General features: G+C 66.5%; 17 protein-coding genes. 15 read left to right on the top strand and 2 right to left on the bottom strand.

Translation table 11 applies throughout. From position 1 onward, the window contains the following. The first annotated feature begins 4 nt into the window (after window positions 1-4). Window positions 5-1,228, top strand: a complete 1,224-nt coding sequence (ftsY, locus tag Q0Z44_RS11795) for a signal recognition particle-docking protein FtsY (RefSeq protein WP_298012947.1) — start codon at window positions 5-7, stop codon at window positions 1,226-1,228. 4 nt (window positions 1,229-1,232) lie between these two features. On the opposite strand, the gene Q0Z44_RS11790 is transcribed toward ftsY, so the two are convergent. After that, window positions 1,233-2,093, bottom strand: a complete 861-nt coding sequence (locus Q0Z44_RS11790) for a DUF2726 domain-containing protein (protein WP_298012945.1) — start codon at window positions 2,091-2,093, stop codon at window positions 1,233-1,235. 144 nt (window positions 2,094-2,237) lie between these two features. Continuing rightward, the gene (gene ffh, locus Q0Z44_RS11785; RefSeq protein WP_298012943.1) at window positions 2,238-3,617 is read right to left on the bottom strand and encodes a signal recognition particle protein; all 1,380 of its coding nucleotides are present in this window, start codon (window positions 3,615-3,617) and stop codon (window positions 2,238-2,240) included. Between the two features lie 32 nt (window positions 3,618-3,649). Here ffh and ccsA point away from each other — a divergent pair, with 32 nt between their 5' ends. From ccsA to Q0Z44_RS11715, 14 genes are all read left to right on the top strand, one after another. Then, on the top strand, window positions 3,650-4,501 hold the full coding sequence (gene ccsA, locus Q0Z44_RS11780; protein WP_298012941.1) for a cytochrome c biogenesis protein CcsA: 852 nt from the start codon (window positions 3,650-3,652) through the stop codon (window positions 4,499-4,501). A gap of 6 nt (window positions 4,502-4,507) precedes the next feature. After that, window positions 4,508-4,756, top strand: a complete 249-nt coding sequence (locus tag Q0Z44_RS11775) for a PP0621 family protein (RefSeq protein WP_298012939.1) — start codon at window positions 4,508-4,510, stop codon at window positions 4,754-4,756. Between the two features lie 11 nt (window positions 4,757-4,767). Continuing rightward, complete coding sequence (locus Q0Z44_RS11770) at window positions 4,768-6,618, top strand: ATP-binding protein (RefSeq protein ID WP_298012937.1); 1,851 nt, start codon at window positions 4,768-4,770, stop codon at window positions 6,616-6,618. Further along, entirely contained in the window at window positions 6,615-8,135 is a 1,521-nt protein-coding gene (locus Q0Z44_RS11765) for a sigma-54 dependent transcriptional regulator (RefSeq protein ID WP_298012935.1), read from the top strand. Before Q0Z44_RS11770 ends, Q0Z44_RS11765 begins: the two co-directional genes overlap by 4 nt. Beyond that, complete coding sequence (ampD, locus tag Q0Z44_RS11760) at window positions 8,122-8,721, top strand: 1,6-anhydro-N-acetylmuramyl-L-alanine amidase AmpD (protein WP_298012933.1); 600 nt, start codon at window positions 8,122-8,124, stop codon at window positions 8,719-8,721. The genes Q0Z44_RS11765 and ampD overlap by 14 nt, the downstream gene beginning before the upstream one ends. Window positions 8,722-9,055: 334 nt before the next feature. After that, complete coding sequence (locus Q0Z44_RS11755; RefSeq protein WP_298012978.1) at window positions 9,056-11,914, top strand: ribonucleoside-diphosphate reductase subunit alpha; 2,859 nt, start codon at window positions 9,056-9,058, stop codon at window positions 11,912-11,914. A gap of 316 nt (window positions 11,915-12,230) precedes the next feature. After that, window positions 12,231-13,415 carry a ribonucleotide-diphosphate reductase subunit beta gene (locus Q0Z44_RS11750; protein ID WP_109038339.1) on the top strand — a complete coding sequence of 395 codons (1,185 nt, stop codon included), beginning with the start codon at window positions 12,231-12,233 and terminating at the stop codon, window positions 13,413-13,415. Window positions 13,416-13,571: 156 nt separating this feature from the next. After that, window positions 13,572-14,039 (top strand): histone, encoded by a 468-nt coding sequence (locus Q0Z44_RS11745; RefSeq protein WP_298012929.1) that lies wholly within the window; start codon window positions 13,572-13,574, stop codon window positions 14,037-14,039. Between the two features lie 224 nt (window positions 14,040-14,263). Beyond that, complete coding sequence (locus Q0Z44_RS11740) at window positions 14,264-15,751, top strand: PAS domain S-box protein (RefSeq protein WP_298012927.1); 1,488 nt, start codon at window positions 14,264-14,266, stop codon at window positions 15,749-15,751. Then, complete coding sequence (locus Q0Z44_RS11735; protein ID WP_298012925.1) at window positions 15,748-16,605, top strand: response regulator; 858 nt, start codon at window positions 15,748-15,750, stop codon at window positions 16,603-16,605. Before Q0Z44_RS11740 ends, Q0Z44_RS11735 begins: the two co-directional genes overlap by 4 nt. Before the next feature lie 173 nt (window positions 16,606-16,778). Beyond that, window positions 16,779-16,970, top strand: a complete 192-nt coding sequence (locus Q0Z44_RS11730; RefSeq protein WP_298012923.1) for a hypothetical protein — start codon at window positions 16,779-16,781, stop codon at window positions 16,968-16,970. Window positions 16,971-17,075: 105 nt separating this feature from the next. After that, window positions 17,076-18,740 (top strand): energy-dependent translational throttle protein EttA, encoded by a 1,665-nt coding sequence (ettA, locus tag Q0Z44_RS11725; RefSeq protein WP_298012921.1) that lies wholly within the window; start codon window positions 17,076-17,078, stop codon window positions 18,738-18,740. A gap of 163 nt (window positions 18,741-18,903) precedes the next feature. Continuing rightward, entirely contained in the window at window positions 18,904-19,947 is a 1,044-nt protein-coding gene (locus tag Q0Z44_RS11720; RefSeq protein ID WP_298012919.1) for a hypothetical protein, read from the top strand. 205 nt (window positions 19,948-20,152) lie between these two features. Next, window positions 20,153-20,711, top strand: a 559-nt coding sequence (locus tag Q0Z44_RS11715; RefSeq protein WP_298012917.1) for a putative solute-binding protein, incomplete at its 3' end; no start/stop codon positions are given.

The raw sequence follows: 20,711 nt of genomic DNA, 5'->3' as shown, positions 1-20,711 counted from the left end.
ACGCATGTTCAGTTTCATCAAGAAAAAGCTGGGATGGGGGCAGTCTGCCCCGGAAGCGCCCGTCGAGCAGCCAGCCGCCGCACCCGCGACGCCGGCCGCGCCGGAGGCGGCCCCTCGGCCCCCCGCACCGGCCCCTGCCCCCGTGGCAGCGCCCCCGACATCGCCCATCGTGCAAGCCCCCGTGGTGACGGCACCAGCCGCACCCGCTGCAGTCCCGAAGCCGGCTGCGGTGCCTGCCCCGGTGGCCCAGGCTCCTGCTGCGCCCACCGCGGTGTCGGTGGCCCAAGCCCCTGCCCCCCGCGCCCCCGAGCCAGAGCGCCGCTCCTGGCTCGACAAGCTCCGTCAGGGTCTGAAGAAAACCGGCTCGGGCATCGCCCAGGTTTTCACGGGCACCCGCATCGACGACGCGTTGTACGAAGAGCTGGAATCCGCCCTGCTGATGGCGGACGCCGGCGTGGCGGCGACCGAACACCTGCTCGACGACCTCAAGCGCCGGGTGAAGGAGGCCAAAGCCACCGAGCCGACCCAGGTGAAGGCGCTGCTGATCGACGCCATCACCGAGCTGCTCGCTCCGCTGGAGAAATCACTGGAAGTGGGCCACACCACGCCCACCGTCATCATGGTGGCGGGCGTCAACGGCGCTGGCAAGACCACGACCATCGGCAAGCTGACCCGGCATCTGGCCGACGCACGGCAACGCGTGCTGCTGGCGGCCGCCGACACCTTCCGCGCGGCGGCGCGTGAGCAGCTGGGTGTCTGGGCCGACCGCAATCAGGTCGACATCGTGAGCCAGGAAGGGGGTGACCCAGCCGCCGTGACGTTCGACGCCGTGCAGGCTGGCAAGGCCCGCGGCTGTGATGTGGTGATTGCCGACACGGCCGGCCGCCTGGCCACGCAATTGCACCTGATGGAGGAGCTGCGCAAGATCAAGCGCGTCATCGGCAAGGCCATGGAGAGCGCGCCGCACGAGGTGTTGCTGGTGGTCGATGGCAACACGGGCCAGAATGCCCTCGCGCAGGTGAAGGCGTTCGATGAAGCGCTCGGTCTCACCGGGCTCATCGTGACCAAGCTCGACGGCACGGCCAAGGGCGGTGTGCTGGCCGCCATTGCGCTGTGGTCGCGTCAGCGTCAGGCGCCAGTGCCGGTGTACTTCATCGGTGTGGGCGAAAAGCTGGAAGACCTCCAGACCTTCAGCGCCCGCGAGTTCTCCCACGCGCTGCTGAGCTGACCGTTCAGAGGCGGCTGGTCTGGCCCAGCGGCATCGGCTCCGAATCCAGGTCATCGAACCAGGTGGAAGGCGGCGGCTCCCGGCGCGCCACCTCGGGGTCTTCCGGATCTTCATGGGCCGCAGACCGCCAGGCGTCCAGGTTTCCGCTGGCGGATTCGTCCACCTGCATGCCGTGCAGCGCCGACGCCGGGTTCTGCAACGACGCAACCACGGCCGCCGCTTCCGCGGTGCGCCGCGCGACATTCACATCCTGATAACCGGACCGGCCCGAGGTGCTGATGGCCGCGCCCAGGATGGCTTCACGCGCCACCGCCGGCCCGGGCAATGCCCCATCCAGCCACACATGCACAGGGATGCGCGCGGCCGTCAGAACACGGTCCATGCGCGCGTGGCGTTGCTGGCTGCGCTCTTTCTCGCGTGACATGGGCTGGCGGATTTCGACCACCGCCACCACCTGCGAGGCGGCGTCGCACACGACGAGATCGGCACAGAGCGACCCGACGCGGCGCAGCCATTCGCTGTAGGAGTTGCGCGTGGGCACCTTGATAAAGCGTGCCACCGGCACCTGCGCCAGCACCATGTGCTCCGGCAGCGCCTTGCGCAGGATGTGCCAGGCTTCCCGCTCCGCGCTGGTCAGCACGCGCGTGGCCACAGGCTCCCAGCCGATCAGCGTGTCGAGGTCGGTTTCAGGCACAGGCGCCTTGCGAGACACCTTGGCAGGCCGCGCCACGCGCGGCGCAGCGCGGCCGGAGCGCCCACCCACCGAAGCAAGACGGGCGCGACGCCACCACCAGGCAGCGGCCACGCCACCGGGTGCGAGGATGCCGGCGGCCAAGGCCGGCCAGATCGAGGCCAAGTCCATCATGAGGCTCTTCCTGCCCAAGGCATGCACCGGATCGCGGATCCGGACCGTCTCCGATCTTCGGCTGTCTGAGGCCCCGATGAAGGGCTGTGTAGCGAAGTGCGACGCATGTCACACCTGCTCACACCGCACGGGAGGGCCGCGGTTTTAGCGGCCCAGCCCAGGCAGCCCCTTCATGCCGCCCATGCGCTTCATCATCTTCATCAGGCCGCCGCCCTTCATCTTCTTCATCATCGTCTGCATCTGCTCGAACTGGTTCAGCAGGCGATTGACGTCCTGAATCTGCACGCCGGCGCCCTGGGCGATGCGGCGTTTGCGGCTGGCCTTGCTCTTGCCGTCCATCAGCAGGGCGGGCTGGCGGCGCTCTTTCGCGGTCATGGCGCTGATGATGCCTTCCATGCGGCGCACATCGCGCTCGGCCTTGTCCATGTCCGCCTGGCCCGCCTTGGCCGCCAATTCGGTGGGCAGCTTGTCCATGAGTCCGGACAGACCACCCATCTTCTTCATCTGGCTGATCTGCGAGAGAAAGTCGTTGAAATCGAACTCCGCGCCGGACTTGACCTTCTCGGCCAACTTCTGGGCCGCTTCGATGTCGACGCCCTTCTGGACCTCTTCAACGAGGGCCACGATGTCCCCCATGCCCAGCACACGGCCGGCATGGCGATCGGCATCGAATACCTCCAGCCCGTCGATCTTCTCGGAAACGCCGGCAAACTTGATCGGCACACCCGTGATCTGGCGCACCGACAGCGCCGCGCCCCCGCGCGAGTCACCATCAAGCTTGGTCAGCACGACGCCGGTCAGCGGCAGCGTGTCCTTGAATGCCTTGGCGGTGTTGACCGCATCCTGGCCCTGCATGGCGTCCACCACGAACAGCGTCTCGACGGGCTTGAGTTGCGCGTGCAGATCCTTGATTTCCGCCATCAAGGCTTCGTCGATTGCCAGGCGGCCGGCCGTGTCCACCAGCAGCACGTCGAAGTAATGCCGACGGGCGTGGTCAATGGCCGCCGCGGCGATCTCGGCGGGTTTCTGGTCAGGGGCAGAGGGGAACCACTCGGCCCCGGCCTGGGCAGTCACCGTCTTGAGCTGCTCGATGGCGGCAGGCCGGTACACGTCGGCCGAGACCGTCAGCACCTTCTTCTTGCGCTTTTCGATCAGGTGCTTGGCCAGCTTGGCCGTGGTGGTGGTCTTGCCCGCACCCTGCAGGCCGGCCATCAGGATGACGGCAGGCGGCTGCGTGGCCAAATTGATGTCGGACACCCCCTCGCCCATCGTGGCGGAGAGCTCCTTCTGCACAATGCTGACCAGGACCTGACCCGGGGTCAGGGAGGAAACGACCTCCTGCCCCAGGGCCTTGTCCTTGACGCGGGCGATGAAGTCGCGCACCACCGGCAGGGCCACGTCGGCCTCCAGCAGCGCCATGCGAACCTCACGCAACATGTCCTGCACGTTGGATTCGGTGATGCGGGACTGGCCGCGCATGGTCTTGACCAGGCGACTCAGGCGTTCTGTGAGGTTGGATGCCATGAAAGAGCTGCGTGTGCTTTTAAACTCGACACATGATTTTATCGCCCGCCCTCTCGACCGCCTGGCCCAGTGGCCTTGCCGTGCTGGCTTATCTTGCTGCCAGCGCATGGCCGCAACCCGCCGAGGCAGACCGCCCGGGCGCCGCGCGCCCCGTCTGGATGGTGCTCGGCCTGGGCTGGGTGGCGCAGGCAGTGGCCATCGTGCTCGACGCGCTGGTGCTCGGCGGCCCGGATCCAGGGGGACGGTTCGGCTTTGCGCCTGCCCTGTCGGTCACGGTGTGGCTGGTCCTGGCCGTGTACGCGCTCGAAAGCCGGCGCCTGGATCTGGTCGTGGTGCGACGCGTGCTCGCGGCACTGGGCGCCATCGTGGTGGCGCTTGCGTGGATCTTCCCCGGGCAGACCCACCCTCTGGGAGGCTCGCCCTGGGCGCCGCTGCACTGGTTGCTGGGCTTCGCCTCGTACGGGCTGTTCGGCACCGCGCTGCTGCACGCCGGACTGTTGCAGCACGCCGAGCGTCAGATGCGAACCCGCCCGGTAAGCGGGCAGGTGCCTGCGCCCCGGCCGATCGGACAGGCGCTCGGCATGCCGCTGCTGCGACTGGAGGCCCTGACGCTGCGCTTCGTGGCCGCCGGGTTCGTGATGCTGAGCCTGACGTTGCTCCTGGGCGCGGCTTTCGCCAATCCGTGGCGCTGGGATCACAAGACGGTCTTTTCCGTGCTGTCATGGCTGGTGTTCGCCACGCTGCTCGTGGGCCGCGCCCGCTTCGGGTGGCGGGGCAGCCAGGCCATCCGTTGGCTGGTGGCCGGCTCGCTGCTGTTGCTGCTCGCCTATGTCGGCTCCCGTTTCGTGATGGAGGTGCTGTTGCACCGCCCTGCCACCGTCTGACGCGCCATGCTCAAGTACCTGCTCATTGCCCTGCTGGTGTGGCTGGTGGTGGTGCCTCTGCTGAAGCGCATGCTGGCCCGCCCGGCCGACCCATCGCAGCGCGCCGACCGGCCTCCTACGCCCCCGCAGACACAGGAGATCGTGCAGTGCGCCCATTGCGGCGTTCATCTGCCGGAGGCGGAGGCCCACCATGATCTGGGTGGCCTGCCCTACTGCAGCGCCGAACACGCCCGACTGGGCCGCCGGCCCGGCTGATGCCGCGCCCGATGGACGACGCCGCCACCCGCCCCGCAGAAGCCGGCCCGGGTGAGGCCAGCCAGTTTCCGAACTCGCGGCATGCCTCCTGGTTCGGTGAGCTGGATGCGCCCACCGAAGCGGCCGCCATGGCTGCCCAGCGCAAGAGCCGGCACACCTCGCTGCCCGACCGCGACAACGGCCATCCTACGTTTCAGCGGATCTACCGGGCCTTTCTGGCGGCCCGACTGGTGCTCGGCATGCTGGGCCTTCTGTTGCTGGCCACGCTGTGGAGCACGGGCAGCCGCGTGTCGCCCTGGGCCGCCTTGCTGGGCGCGGTGTACGCCACCCTGGCCACGCTGGCTTGGTTCTGGCCGGGGCGCAGCCGCAAGGGTCGCGACGCCACGCGGCTGGGCACGCGCCAGGCACTGGGCACGGTGGGCGTTGACCTCACCGTCTTCGCCCTCATCCACCACCTGAGCGGCAATGGTCTGAACGCGCAGGCCCTGCTCGTCATGCCGGTGCTGATGTCGGCGGTGCTGCTGCCCCGCGTGGTCGCACTCGGTGTTGCGGCGGCTGCCACGCTTAATCTGCTGTCCGTCGCGTGGGTGCAGGGCGAGCGCAGCGACGAGGTCGCCGCGTTGATGACGCAAGGCGGGCTGAACGGTCTGGGCCTGTTCCTCATCGCCGCCCTGGCCAGCGAACTGGCCGCCCGGCTGGCACGCGAAGAGCGGAGCGCGCGCGGCAACATGGAAGCGGCGCGCCGTCAGGCCCAGCTCAACAAGCTGGTGATCGACGAGATGACGGAAGGTGTGCTGGTGGTCGACCGGCGAGGCCGCGTGAGAACGGCCAACCCCTCTGCCCGGCGCCTGCTGTCGGCACAAGGCTCGGCACCGCAGCCCCCCTTTCCGCTGACAGGGGTTCCCGCATGGCGCGCGCTCATCGAAGCCATCGAGGAAGCCATGGCCAACCCCGGCCACGCAGAGGTGGGGCAGGAAGTCACCCTGCATTTCGACGACCGGAGTCTGCGCGAGCTCCGCCTGCGCATGCGTTTCATCCGGGGGCGGGGTGCGCGGGCCCACGAAGACGTCTGCGTGCTCTTCATTGAAGATCTGCGCAGCGTGCGCGCCCGCCAACGTCAGGACAAGCTGGCCGCCATGGGCAGGATGTCGGCCGGCATTGCGCACGAGGTGCGCAACCCGCTCGCAGCCATCGCGCAGGCCAACGCACTGATGGCCGAGGACGCGGCCACCTCCACCCAGCAACGGCTTACGCAGATGGTGGCCGACAACGTCGCGCGCCTGAAGCACATCGTCGACGACATCCTGGCCGTGGCGCCTGGGGTGCGACCGCCTGCACCGGCCATCGACCCGCTGGAGCACATCGTCGCCATCTGCAATGAATGGCGCAGCACGGCGGGTGTCGGGATGGGCGAGCACAGCCTGCTCGAGATCGACATCCAGGCCTGCCGCCAGGCGCCGAACTTCCCGCACCTGAAAGTGCGCTTCGAGCCGGAGCACCTGCAGCGCGTGCTGGTCAACCTGCTGGACAACGCGCTGCGCCATCAATCCGGGGAGCCCGGCGCCATCCGGGTTCACGTGGGCTGGGTGCCGACAGCGCACGGCCCGCATGGGCTGCTGATGATCTCGGTGCTGAGTGACGGCCCCCCCATCACCGCCGACACCGAGCGCGCCTTGTTCGAGCCCTTCTTCTCGACCCGCAGTCGGGGCACCGGCCTGGGCCTGTATATTTGCCGCGAGCTGTGCGAGCGTCATGGTGCAACGATTGACTACCGACAGCACCAGGCCAGCGTGCGTCATCGCAACGAGTTCTACATGACGATGCCGATCGAACCGGCCAGCCTCCCTGCCACTCAAGCATGAGCACCGCTTCCGCCCACCGCCTGCTCGTCATCGACGACGAGCCCGACCTGCGCACGCTCTACGAACTCACGCTGCTGCGCGAGGGCTATGACGTAGAGACAGCAGACAGCGTGGCGCAAGCGCTGCAGCACCTGGCCGAGCAGCGCTACAGCGCCGTCATCACCGACATGCGCCTGCCGGATGGCACCGGCCTCGACATCCTCGAGCACCTCGAACAGACCGGTCGGCAGGAACGCGCCATCGTCATCACGGCGTACGGATCGGCAGAGAACGCGGTGTCTGCGCTGAAGGCCGGCGCCTTTGATTACCTGACCAAGCCCGTCGACCTGAAGCAGTTTCGCAGTGTGGTCGCCAGCATCGTGGGCCTGCAAGGTGCGGCCAGCACACCGCCACCGGCCAACGCCAGCCGCCCGGGCGCATCGCAGCCCGCGCCGGCGACCTCGGTTGGCCGCAGCGCACTGCAGCGGCTGATCGGCGTCGACCGTGGCCTGCAGCAGGTACGCCAGCTCATCGACAAGGTCGCCCGCAGCATGGCGCCCGTGCTGATCACCGGCGAGTCGGGCACCGGCAAGGAGCTGGTCGCCCGCGCCATCCACGACACCAGCACCCGGGCGGCGCGCCCCTTCATTGCCGTGAACTGCGGCGCCATCCCGGAACACCTGCTCGAAGCCGAGTTCTTTGGTTACCGCAAGGGCGCGTTCACCGGGGCCAGCGAAGACCGCGAAGGCTTCTTCCAGGCCGCGGCCGGGGGCACGCTCTTCCTGGACGAACTCGGTGACCTGCCGCTGGCCATGCAATCCAAGCTGCTGCGCGCCGTCCAGGAGCGCGCCGTGCGACCCGTCGGCGCCACGGCCGAGATGCCCGTTGACGTGCGCCTACTGAGCGCCACGCACAAGGACCTGGCCGCCGAGGTCCAGGCGGGTCGCTTCCGGCAGGATCTGTATTACCGGCTCAATGTGATCCAGATCCGCCTGCCCGCCCTGCGCGAGCGCCGCGAGGACCTGCCCGGCCTGTGCGCCGGCCTGCTCGAACGTCTGGCCCGCGAGGCCGGCCTGAGCGCCGTGCCGCAACTGAGCGATGCCGCATTGCGCGCCCTGGAGGCACACCCCTTCCCAGGCAATGTGCGCGAGTTGGAGAACCTGCTGCACCGTGCGACCGCACTGAGCGGCCACGCCACCATCGACGCAGCCGACCTCGGGCTGGACGCTCCCGCCACCGCCACATCGAACGCCGCCCCCACGATCACCGAGCCGGCCCCCGCCTCGCTGGCCACTGCCCCGGTGCCCGCCACGCCGGCAGCGTTGCCGGCCGACCTGGCGGCGCACCTCGATCAAGTCGAGCGCGACATCCTCGTGCGCGCCCTTGAAAAGCACCGGCTCAACCGCACGGCCGCCGGCCAGAGCCTGGGCCTGTCGCTGCGCCAGATGCGCTACCGCATGGCCCGCTTGGGCGTGCAGGTCAGCGACCACGGCATCGTGCTGGGTGAACAGTTCGACCCTGAACATGATCCGGACTGACCCCTGCCCGGCCCCAGTCTGGCGAGACGGCTGGCTCGCCGAGGCAGCACGCTGTCCCTCGCCGAACTTCGGCCCCCGCCCGCCGGGCATGCCGATCGACCTGGCCATTGTTCACTCCATCAGCCTGCCCCCCGGTGAATACGGTGGGGACTACATCGAGCGCCTGTTCACCAACACGCTCGACTGGGACGCCCACCCCTACTTCCAGCAGATTCGCGGACTGGAAGTCTCGGCGCATTTCGTCATTCGCCGTGACGGCCACCTGATGCAGTTCGTGTCCGTGCTCGACCGCGCCTGGCACGCCGGCCGATCGAGCTGGTGCGGCCGCGACAACTGCAACGATTACGCGATCGGCGTCGAACTCGAAGGGCTTGAGGACCACCCCTTCGAGCCCGCGCAGTACGAGGCGCTCGCGCACCTGCTGATGCAGATCGACACCCAGTGGCCGCTGCAAGGCGTGGTGGGCCACGAGCATGTGGCGCCCGGCCGCAAGCGCGACCCAGGCCAGGCCTTCGACTGGGTGGGCCTGCGACGCCGACTCGGGTGGCCTGCCGCCCGCTTTCCCGCCGGTGTGGCGGCCGACTGACAGCCCCTAAGGCCCCCGGGCAAACCCGCTCGCCCCCTGACGCGACAAGGCCTTGCACACGCCCGTGAAGGTCGTGTCGAGGGGCACCATGCAGCGAGCATCAACGCAGCTTCCCGGCGCCAACAAAAAGGCGTTATAGTTGCCGCCGAACACTACTGGTAGTGCCCAGCGCACCCCCAGACACCAGATCTAGTGTCCTCCGCAGTCAGCGCCTCTACCCTGAAGCGCCCGAATTCGCAAGGTTTCCGCGCCCGTTCGCGGGCCTTGAGATCCTGAAGGGAAACACATGCAAACGTCCACGCCCAGCACCTTGTCGTCCACCTCATCTGCCTTCATGGGCGGCACCGCCGATGCGGCCGAGCCGCGTCAGTCGGCCTACGCCAACTACCAGATCATCCGACGCAATGGTGCGGTCGTGGCCTTCGAGCCCAGCAAGATCGCCGTGGCCATGATGAAGGCCTTCCTGGCCGTGCACGGCACCCAGGGCGCCGCATCGGCCTCCGTGCGCGAGACCGTCGACGGCCTGACCGAAGCCGTGGTCCGCGGTCTGCTGCGTTCGCGCCCCAACGGCGGCACCTTCCACATCGAAGACATCCAGGACCAGGTCGAACTGGCCCTGATGCGTGGCGGTCACCATGAAATCGCCCGTGCCTACGTGCTGTACCGCGAGCGCCGCGCACAAGAACGCGCCAAGCAGGCCGCCGAGCAACAGGCCGCCGCCCTGCCCACGCTGCACGTCATCGACCGCGGCCAGCGCGTGCCGCTCGACCTGCCCCGCCTGCAGGCCCTGATCGAGTCTTCGTGCGAAGGCCTCGGCGCCGACGTGCAACCTGGCCCCATCCTGGCCGAGACCCAGCGCAACCTGTACGACGGCGTCTCGATCGACGAGGTCTACAAGGCCGCCATCCTGGCCGCGCGCACCCGCATCGAGCATGACCCGGCCTACACCCGCGCCACGGCCCGCCTGCTGATGCACACCATCCGCCGCGAGATCCTCGGCGAAGAGGTCATGCACGCGGAGATGGCCGAGCGCTACGCCGACTACTTCCCCACCTTCATCAAGAAGGGCATCGAGGCCGAGCTGCTGGATGAAAAGCTGGCCCAGTTCGACCTGGCCCGCCTGGGTGCGGCCCTGAAGTACGAGCGCGACCTGAACTTCGACTACCTCGGCCTGCAGACGCTGTACGACCGCTACTTCCTGCACGTGCAGGGCGCCCGCATCGAGATGCCCCAGGCCTTCTTCATGCGCGTGGCCATGGGCCTGGCGCTGAACGAAATCGACCGCGAAGCCCGCGCCATCGAGTTCTATGAACTGCTGTCCTCGTTCGACTTCATGTCGTCCACCCCGACGCTGTTCAACTCGGGCACCCGCCGCTCGCAGCTGTCGTCGTGCTACCTGACCACCGTGCCCGACGACCTCGACGGCATCTACGAAGCCATCAAGGAAAACGCCCTGCTGAGCAAGTTCGCTGGTGGCCTGGGCAACGACTGGACCCCGGTGCGCGCCCTGGGCTCGCACATCAAGGGCACCAACGGCAAATCGCAAGGCGTCGTGCCGTTCCTGAAGGTGGTCAACGACACCGCCGTGGCCGTCAACCAGGGTGGCAAGCGCAAGGGCGCCGTCTGTGCGTACCTCGAGTCGTGGCACCTGGACATTGAAGAGTTCCTGGAGCTGCGCAAGAACACGGGCGACGACCGCCGCCGCACCCACGACATGAACACGGCGAACTGGATTCCCGACCTGTTCATGAAGCGCGTGATGGAAGGCGGCGACTGGAGCCTGTTCTCGCCGGCCTCCTGCCCTGACCTGCACGACAAGTTCGGCATCGCGTTCGAAGAGGCCTACACCGCCTACGAAGCCCGCGCCGACCGTGGCGAGATCAAGCCCTTCAAGCGCGTCAAGGCCGTCGACCTGTGGCGCAAGATGCTCTCGATGCTGTTCGAGACCGGCCATCCCTGGATCACGTTCAAGGACGCCTGCAACGTGCGCTCGCCGCAGCAGCACGTCGGCGTGGTGCACTCGTCCAACCTGTGCACCGAGATCACGCTGAACACCAACGGCGGCGAGATCGCCGTGTGCAACCTGGGCTCGGTGAACCTGTCGCAACACATCAAGGACGGCGGCATCGACCACGACAAGCTGCGCAAGACGGTCAAGACCGCCATGCGCATGCTCGACAACGTCATCGACATCAACTACTACGCCGTCAAGAAGGCCCGTGATTCGAACCTGCGCCACCGTCCGGTCGGCATGGGCATCATGGCCTTCCAGGATGCGCTGTACCAGCTGCGCACCCCGTACGCCAGCCAGGAAGCCGTCGAATTTGCCGACCGCTCGATGGAAGCCGTCTGCTACTACGCGTACTGGGCCTCGACCGAGCTGGCCGAAGAGCGCGGCCGCTACAGCAGCTACCGTGGCTCGCTGTGGGACCGCGGCATCCTGCCGATCGACTCGGTGAAGCTGCTGGCCGAACAGCGCGGTGGCTACGTCGAAGTCGACACGTCGACCACGATGGACTGGGACGCCCTGCGTGCCCGCATCGCCCAGTACGGCATGCGCAACTCCAACTGCGTGGCCATTGCCCCCACCGCCACCATCTCCAACATCGTCGGCGTGGACGCCTCGATCGAACCCTGCTTCGGCAACCTGTCGGTCAAGTCCAACCTGTCGGGCGAGTTCACCGTGGTCAACGAGTACCTGGTGCGCGACCTGAAGAAGCTCGGCCTGTGGGACGACGTGATGGTCATGGACCTCAAGCACTTCGACGGCTCGCTGCGCCGCATCGACCGCGTGCCCGAAGAGCTCAAGAACCTGTACGCCACGGCCTTCGAAGTCGAGCCGGTGTGGCTGGTGGAAGCCGCCTCGCGTCGCCAGAAGTGGATCGACCAGGCCCAGTCGCTGAACATCTACATGGCCGGCGCCTCGGGCAAGAAGCTGGACGAGACCTACAAGCTGGCCTGGCTGCGCGGCCTGAAGACGACCTACTACCTCCGCACCGTGGGCGCCACGCACGCCGAGAAGTCGACGGTCTCTCGCGGCCAGCTCAACGCCGTGTCGAGTGGTGGCTTCCAAGCCGCAGCCCAACCGGCTGCCCCGCAGGCCGTGTCCTCCGAGCCCGTGCTGGCTGCCGAACCGGCGACCGACATCAAGTTCTGCTCGATCGACAACCCCGACTGCGAGGCCTGCCAATAAGGCGGCCACCGCGGCGGGCGCGGTGATGAGCAAGGCCTCGGGAGCGTGCGCGCGAACGAGGCCTTGTCTGTCTCCGAAGTGCATCTGCGCCCGCAGCCCGGTTCGGCTGGCTGGCTCACACAATGAGCCCGCCGAGCCTGGCACCGTCAGAGCCTGATCGCATCAGGGTCTTCGATGCACAGCCATTCAGCGCCTTCTTGATCTGAGACCCTTGTTTTCGATGCTCGGCTGCAACAAGCTCGGGCGCTCGCTGTCAAGAAGTGCTTGGTGTTTTTCACAACACCCTTCCATAATCCGATTCCATAGGATGTTCACCATGCTGGTCTGGGAAGACGACTCCTCCAACGCCTCTTCGAACCCTGTCGGTTCTGTGCCTCAACCGCTGCCGGCCTCGGCCCCCAGCGACGCACGGAATGCCCCGATGTCGACGGCTGGCGCAGCCCCCGTGCACACCCCCGCGAACTCCGTTCAAGCCGCTTCCACGCGCCGCGTGAACGTGGCCGACAAGCGCATCATCAACGGTCAGACCGACGTCAACCAGCTGGTGCCGTTCAAGTACAAGTGGGCCTGGGAAAAGTACCTCGCCACCTGCGCCAACCACTGGATGCCGCAGGAAGTGAACATGAGCCGCGACATCGCGCTCTGGAAGGACCCCAACGGCCTGACCGATGACGAGCGCCGCATCATCAAACGCAACCTCGGCTTCTTCGTCACCGCCGATTCGCTCGCGGCCAACAACATCACGCTGGGCACCTACCGCCACATCACGGCGCCCGAGTGCCGCCAGTTCCTGTTGCGTCAGGCATTTGAAGAAGCGATCCACACGCACGCTTATCAGTACATCGTGGAATCGCTGGGTCTCGATGAATCCGAGATCTTCAACGCCTACCACGAGGTCCAGTCCATCCGCGACAAGGACGAGTTCCTGATCCCCTTCATCGAAGCGATCATGGACCCGAACTTCAAGACCGGCACGATGGAGAACGACCAGACGCTGCTGAAGTCGCTGATCGTGTTTGCCTGCCTGATGGAAGGCCTGTTCTTCTACGTCGGCTTCACGCAGATCCTGGCGCTGGGCCGCCAGAACAAGATGACGGGCGCGGCCGAGCAGTACCAGTACATCCTGCGCGACGAGTCGATGCACTGCAACTTCGGCATCGACCTGATCAACCAGCTCAAGCTCGAGAACCCGCATCTGTGGACGCCCGAGTTCAAGGCCGAGATCAAGGCGCTGTTCATCAAGGCCGTCGAGCTCGAGTACCGCTACGCAGAAGACACCATGCCGCGCGGCGTGCTGGGTCTGAACGCATCCATGTTCAAGGGCTACCTGCGCTACATCGCGAACCGCCGCGCCACGCAGATCGGCCTGGAAGAGCTCTTCCCGAACGAAGAGAACCCCTTCCCCTGGATGAGCGAAATGATCGACCTGAAGAAGGAACGCAACTTCTTCGAAACCCGCGTCATCGAATACCAGTCGGGCGGCGCCCTGTCCTGGGATTGATCCAGCCAGCAAGAGCACTCGGACAGCCCAGCACATGACCTCCCGGCCTTCCCCATTCACTGCACCGCGCTCAGATCCTAGGGGGCGTCGGGCGGTGAATCCCTGTGCTGCGTGCTGCAGTGCAGTGCTCTTTGCAACTTGATCAAGGAGATCCGTATGGCAACTGCGAAGAAAGCGGCAGCAAAGAAAGCTGCCCCGGCCAAGAAGGCCGCTGTGAAGAAAGCGGCACCAGCCAAGAAGGCCGCCGCCCCGGTGAAGAAGGCTGCAGCGCCTGCCAAGAAGGCCGCTCCGGCCAAGAAGGCAGCGGCACCGGCCAAGAAGGCCGCCGTGAAGAAGGCTGCACCGGCCAAGAAGGCCGCGCCCGCCAAGAAGGCTGCCGCCCCGGTGAAGAAGGCCGCTGCGCCGGCAAAGAAGGCCGCTCCTGTGAAGAAGGCAGCGCCCGCCAAGAAGGCCGCCGTGAAGAAGGCCGAAGCGCCTGCCAAGAAGGCCGCGCCGGCAAAGAAGGCTGCAGCCAAGAAGGCCGCCGCCAAGCCTGCCGCCGTGAAGAAGACGTCGGCCCCGGCAGCCAAGACCACGCTGAGCCCCCAGGCCGCGTGGCCCTTCCCGACGGGCACCAAGCCCTGACGGCGCCAGCAAGGCAACACGCCTTCCTGACCAACCCGGCTCCGGCCGGGTTTTTTCATTTCAGGCGCTCCGCGGCTCCCAGAGGGCTTTCCCCACCATATGCCTTGAAGGGGATCCGACACGGGCAAGACGGCGGCTCGGCGTCCCTCTACACTGGGCCGGGTGACCTCGGCGCACGGTCATCGATGGCGCCCACGGTCGCGGCCCCTCGCCCTCCCGCTGCCATGCCCCGACCAGTCCTGATTGATGCACTCGAGGCGTGCCCCGACGCCCTTTTCACCACCGATGCCGACGGTCGCATCGTCGACTGGGGTCCGGGTGCCCAGGTCACCTATGGGTACGGCGCCGAAGAAGCCATCGGCAAGGACGCGATCGACCTGCTGGTTCCCGGTCACCACATCGACGGCGAACGCGTTGTCCGAGTCGAAGCCTCCCGGGGGCCGCAACCCAGCTTCGAGGCCTTGCGCGTGCGCCGTGATGGCACCCGCATCTACGTCAACGCGACGCTGCGGGCGCTGCACGACGACGCCCGCCTGCTACAAGGCTTTCTGCATCGGGACACCGACATCACACACCTCCGGGTGCGGCAGGACACGGCCGCCGTCGCGACACGCTACGGCACGCTGCTGAACTCAACGCCGGACGCCATCATCATCGTCAACGACATCGGGCGCATCGTGCTGGCCAACGTGCATGCCGAGGCGCTGTTTGCCTACGACACCAACATCCTCCTGGGCCACCCCATCGAAGTGCTGCTGCCCGAGCGCTTCCAGCATCGCCATGTGGCCCACCGCACCCGCTATTTCGACCACCCCCGCACACGCCCCATGGGGGCAGGGCTGGAGCTTTACGGCCGCCGCAGCACCGGCGAAGAGTTCCCGGTCGAAATCAGCCTGAGTCCGCTGGACACTGACAAGGGCCGCTTCGGCATGAGCGCCATCCGCGACATCAGCGAACGCAAGCGCTTCGAGAAAGCCCTGCACGATCAGAACGTCGAGCTCGAGCGCGCCAGCCGCGCGAAGGACCGCTTTCTGGCATCCATGAGCCATGAACTGCGGACGCCGCTCAATGCCATCATCGGCTTCACCAGCCTGCTGCTGATGCGCCTGCCGGGCCCCCTGACGGCCGACCAGGAAAAGCAGCTTGAAGCCGTGCGCTCCAGCGGCAAGCACCTGCTCGCGCTGATCAACGATCTCCTCGACGTGGCGCGCATCGAGTCGGGCCATGTCGACCTGAGCATCGAACCCGTGATCTGCCAGGATGTCGTGCGGGAGGTCCTGACCGCCCTCGAACTCGCCGCGCAGGCCAAGGGCCTGACCCTCGACAGCGACATGCCCACGACCTCCGTCATTGTCCGCACCGACCGGCGGGCACTGCACCAGATCCTGCTGAACCTGGGCAACAACGCCGTGAAGTACACGCAGTCCGGGCGCGTGTGCCTGTCCGTTTCCGAGCAAGCCGACCAGGGTCGGAACGTCACCCGCCTGTCGGTGCTGGACACCGGCCCCGGCATCCCTGCCAGCGAACAGCACAAGCTGTTCAAGGCCTTCTCCCAGGTCTCCCGTGCCGATGCCCATTCGATCGAGGGCACCGGCCTGGGCCTTTACCTGTGTCAGCAACTGGCCCAGCTGATCGGCGGGCACATCGAGATGCACAGCGTCGAGGGCCAGGGCAGCCGTTTCACCCTCGTGCTGGAGCCACGCACCCCATGAGTCGCCGCATTCTCGTCATCGAGGACAACGCCATGAACCTGGCGCTCATGACTTACGTGCTGGAAGCCTTCGGGTGCACCGTGCTGAGCGCCCCCGATGGCCTGAAAGGCATGGCGGTCATCCGCGAGGAGAAACCGGATCTCGTGCTGTGCGACATTCAGATGCCCTTGATGGATGGGTATGCCGTGGCGCGGGAGATGAAGCAGGACCGGACCACGGCCGCCATCCCGCTGATCGCCGTGACGGCCTCGGCCATGCTGGGCGACCGGGAGCGCATGATTGAGGCGGGCTTCGACGGCTACCTGTCCAAGCCCATCGACCCGGCGACACTCATGAATGACCTTGCGCCCTTTCTCGAGCGCAAGAGCCATGCGGTGGGCACCGCCCACACCGGCGCCGGCGCCTTCCCCGTCCCGCCTCAGGACGACACGCAGCGCGCCCCGGCATCCACAGCACTCATCCCCACGCACACCATTCTGGTGGTGGACGATGAGCCTCTGAACCTCCGCCTGAAGTGCAGCCTGCTGGAGCCCATGGGCTACCGGGTGATCACGGCGGCCGGCATGGCACACGGCCTCGCCCTGGCGCGCCAGCACCGCCCCGACCTCATCATCTCGGACGTCGGTCTGCACCCTGACGCGGGCGGCTTCGACCTGATCCGTCAGCTCAAGGCCGACCTCGCCGTGCAGCACATTCCCGTGGTTTTCATCACCGCCACACACCGCAATCCCGTCTGGGAAGCGGAAGGCCTGCGCCTCGGGGCACGTCGCTTCCTCTACCGGCCGCTCGACAGCGACGAGCTGCTGCGGGAGATCCAGGCCTGCCTCCAGCATGACGGACCCGAGCCCCGCTGACCCCCCATCGTCCGGCTTTCATCCCCCGGCAAAGTCAGGCCCCCGACTTGCGTGTTCCCCCCGTGATCGGGCGCTGTGCACGGGCACGCCGCCTGCCTACAGTGGTTGCTGCCGTCGGTGCCATGGCCCCAGGCGCGTCGGCATGCATGACCCACGGGGCACGGAGCACCACCATGTCGAGCGAATCCGGCGCAGATGACAACAAGGCCCAACTGGCGGACGTCCAGGCCGCCCTCTTCAGCCTGCGTGACGGCCTGATGAACCTCAAGCTGTCCTTGCTGGAACTGGCGTGCATGACCGACCAGGACGCGCAGCAGCAGGCCCAGCTCGAAAGCGAGCGGCTGATGGCCCGCCTGCGCGGCTGACGCGGGAAAACAAAACCGCGGGCGCAACGCCAGCTCACACCGCAAACCGCCGCGGTTGCTTACACTACGCGGTTTGACGAAAGACACTCGCGAAGCGAGCCCGCCATGGCGCAATACGTTTTCACCATGAACCGCGTCGGGAAGATCGTTCCCCCGAAGCGGCAGATTCTCAAAGACATCACCCTGAGCTTTTTCCCGGGCGCCAAGATCGGCGTGCTGGGGGTGAACGGTTCCGGCAAATCGACCTTCCTGAAGATCATGGCCGGGGTCGACAAGGACATCGAGGGCGAAGCCGTCCCGATGCCCGGCATCAAGATCGGCTACCTGCCCCAGGAACCCGAGATCAATCCCGAGCAGACCGTCCGTGAGGCGGTGGAAGAAGGCATCGGCGGCGTGCTGGCCGCCAAGAAGCGCCTTGACGAGGTGTATGCCGCCTACGCCGAGCCGGATGCCGACTTCGATGCCCTGGCCGCCGAGCAAGGCGAACTGGAAGCCATCATTGCGGCCGCAGGCTCCGAGAACACCGACCTGCAGCTCGAACTCGCCGCCGACGCCCTGCGCCTGCCGCCCTGGGATGCCAAGATCGGCAACCTCTCCGGGGGTGAAAAGCGCCGCGTGGCCCTGTGCCGCCTGCTGCTGTCCAAGCCCGACATGCTGCTGCTCGACGAACCGACCAACCACCTGGACGCCGAATCGGTGGACTGGCTGGAACAGTTCCTCAGCCGCTTCTCGGGCACCGTGGTGGCCATTACCCACGATCGCTACTTCCTGGACAACGCCGCCGAGTGGATCCTCGAACTCGACCGCGGCGCCGGCCACCCGTACAAGGGCAACTATTCCGACTGGCTGGATGCCAAGGAAAAGCGCCTGGAGCAGGAACAGAAGACCGAGGACGCCCGCGCCAAGGCCCTGAAGCAGGAACTGGAATGGGTGCGGAAGAACGCCAAGGGCCGCCAGGCCAAGAGCAAGGCGCGCCTGGCCCGCTTCGAAGAGCTGAGCGACGTCGAATACCAGAAGCGCAACGAGACGAACGAAATCTTCATCCCCGTGGCCGAGCGCCTGGGCAATGAAGTGATCGAGTTCAAGAACGTCACCAAGTCCTTTGGTGACCGCGTGCTGATCGACAACCTCAGCTTCAAGGTGCCCGCGGGTGCCATCGTCGGCATCATCGGCCCCAACGGCGCCGGCAAGTCGACGCTGTTCCGCATGATCCAGGGCGTCGAGCAACCGGACAGCGGTGAAGTCGTCATCGGCAAGACCGCGCAGCTGGCCTTCGTCGACCAGAGCCGCGAAGGCCTGGACGGCAGCAAGACCGTTTGGGAAGACGTCTCGGGCGGCCTGGACAACATCGTGGTCGGCAAGTTCGTGATGCCTTCGCGTGCCTATCTCGGCCGCTTCAACTTCAAGGGCAACGACCAGCAGAAGCTGGTGGGCAACCTGTCGGGCGGTGAACGCGGTCGACTGCACCTGGCCAAGACGCTGGCGCAGGGCGGCAACGTGCTGATGCTCGACGAACCGTCGAACGACCTGGACGTCGAAACGCTGCGCGCGCTGGAAGACGCCCTGCTCGAGTTCGCCGGCAGCGCGATGATCATCTCCCACGATCGCTGGTTCCTCGACCGCATCTGTACGCACATCCTGGCGTGCGAAGGCGACTCCCAATGGTTCTTCTACGACGGCAACTACCACGAGTACGAAGCCGACAAGAAAAAGCGCCTCGGTGAAGAAGGTGCGCGCCCGAAGCGCGTGCGCTTCAAGCCCATCCGCTGAGCCACCGGTTCAGTAGCTCACGGAACAAAGCCCGCCATGTGCGGGCTTTGTTCTTCCCGCATCTGCATGCATTCGGGGGTTATCACGGGGCTTCCTGCAGCGAAGTGCCAGAGGCCGGGGTCTAGAATTTGCCGCATCCTGCCGCTCCCGATGGAGGGGCAGCATGACCAACACCGGAGACCTTATGACCACACGCTTTACCCGCCTGCTGACCTCCACCGCACTGGCTGTCTCGGCCATGACGATGGGCGGGTGCGCGCTGATCGAGTCCAACGTCAGCAACACCACCCTGTCCATCCTGGAAGACGGCTTCACCCCGCCGGTGCTGCAGGTCACGGACGTGGAAATGGCCTGCAGCTTCTCGATGGTCAACACCCCGCTCGTCGGCGCGGCGCGCAACTTCTACGGCGACCCGTCCCTGATGGAAACGGTGATGCTGTCGTCGGCCGGCGTGTGCTCCGAGAACCAGGCGGTCAACGAAGAGATGCGCTACCTGCGCGCCTCGCGCGACAAGCGCGCAGACGAAGCCCAGGACGCCCGCATCGCCCAGAAGCGCCATCTGGCGGTGGCAGCCCAACGCCAGTTCGCCGCCTTCAACCGCATGAAAACCAAGCTGGAGCAGAAGTACTTCTTCAAGTACGGCAGCAGCTGCCCGCGTTTCAAGCGCGACTTCGATGAACTGGTCTACCTGCTGGGCAGCGTCGCCGGCCTGCAGGCCATGCAGAACGACATCGCCGCGCAACAGTCGGTCGGCGTGCCCACCGACACGGCCCCGCTTGCCGAGCGCGCCATGAACTGCCTGGACAACGCGAAATGGTGGGGCGCCCCCGATGCGACCCGCGCCGTCGTGTGGAGCATCATTCCCGGCAATGCCGAAGGCAAGGACGTGAAGGGCACCTTCGACCGCGCCATGGCGCAAGGCGAAGCCAAGGGTGTGCGCCTGCCCCATGTGATGGCAGCAGTGGCGGCTCAGTCGGGTGACGATCAGGCGCGCCTGCGTGAGGTGATCAAGCGCTTCACGGCCAACAAGGACTTCCAGCCCAACCCGCAGTACCGACTGATCGATGCGATCGCCCAGTCCCAGCTCACCAACATGTCGGACCGCATGTGGACGCAGGGTGCCGGCACCCGGACACCCGTCTCCAGCCTCGGCAAGTTCTGGGACGACAAGGGCGAGCAGATTGACGCCGACAGTTTCCTGAAGTGACCTTCCCTGCGGGCGCGGCGGGCTAGGGAATCCCCTTCCCCCGTGTGTGTGGGCGCTGGACATCGCTGCTCAGGCATCCCCAGATATAGTTACAAAACGGTTGTTTGAACAACGTGCGTAGTCAGATTAGACGCCGCGCATCAAACGACGGCTCGGGGGTGACGCATGTGCTGCCCTCGGCTTTTTGGCACCGAGGAGCAGTTGCATGAAGTTGGCCCGTCACATCAGCCTGGTCGGCATCGCCGGCCTGATTTCCCTCAGCGCAGTACCTGGCGTCCACGCCAGTCAGAAAGTCTGCGTCTACGACCTGCTGGGCGCCTCGGGCGACCTGTTCAACATGGCGAAGGACTATGCCGTCGCCATGCAGAAGCACGGCGCGAGCATCGACCTGAAGGGGTACACCGATGAACGCGTGGCCACGGAAGACTTTCGCACCGGCCAGTGCGACGCCGTGATCGCCACCGCCTTCCGCACCCGCCAGTTCAACGCGGTGGCCGGCTCCATCGACACGCTGGGCGCCACCACCATCGTGCGCGACGGCAAGATCGACATGGCCGGCAGCTACGACGTGGTGCGCAAACTGATCCAGACCTACGCCGACCCTGCCGCGGCCAAGCTGATGGTCGACGGGCCGTACGAGATCGGGGGCATCACCCCGCTCGGCGCCGCCTACCCCATCGTCAACGACCGCAAGATCAACACCGTCGAAGCCCTGGCCGGCAAGCGCATCGCCTCGTTCGATTACGACAAGGAGATCGGAAGAG

Source organism: uncultured Aquabacterium sp. (assembly GCF_947366995.1).
Taxonomy (GTDB): Bacteria; Pseudomonadota; Gammaproteobacteria; order Burkholderiales; family Burkholderiaceae_C; genus Aquabacterium.
Note: the sequence above shows the minus strand (reverse complement) of the source record. Positions and strands in the feature narration are given on the sequence as shown.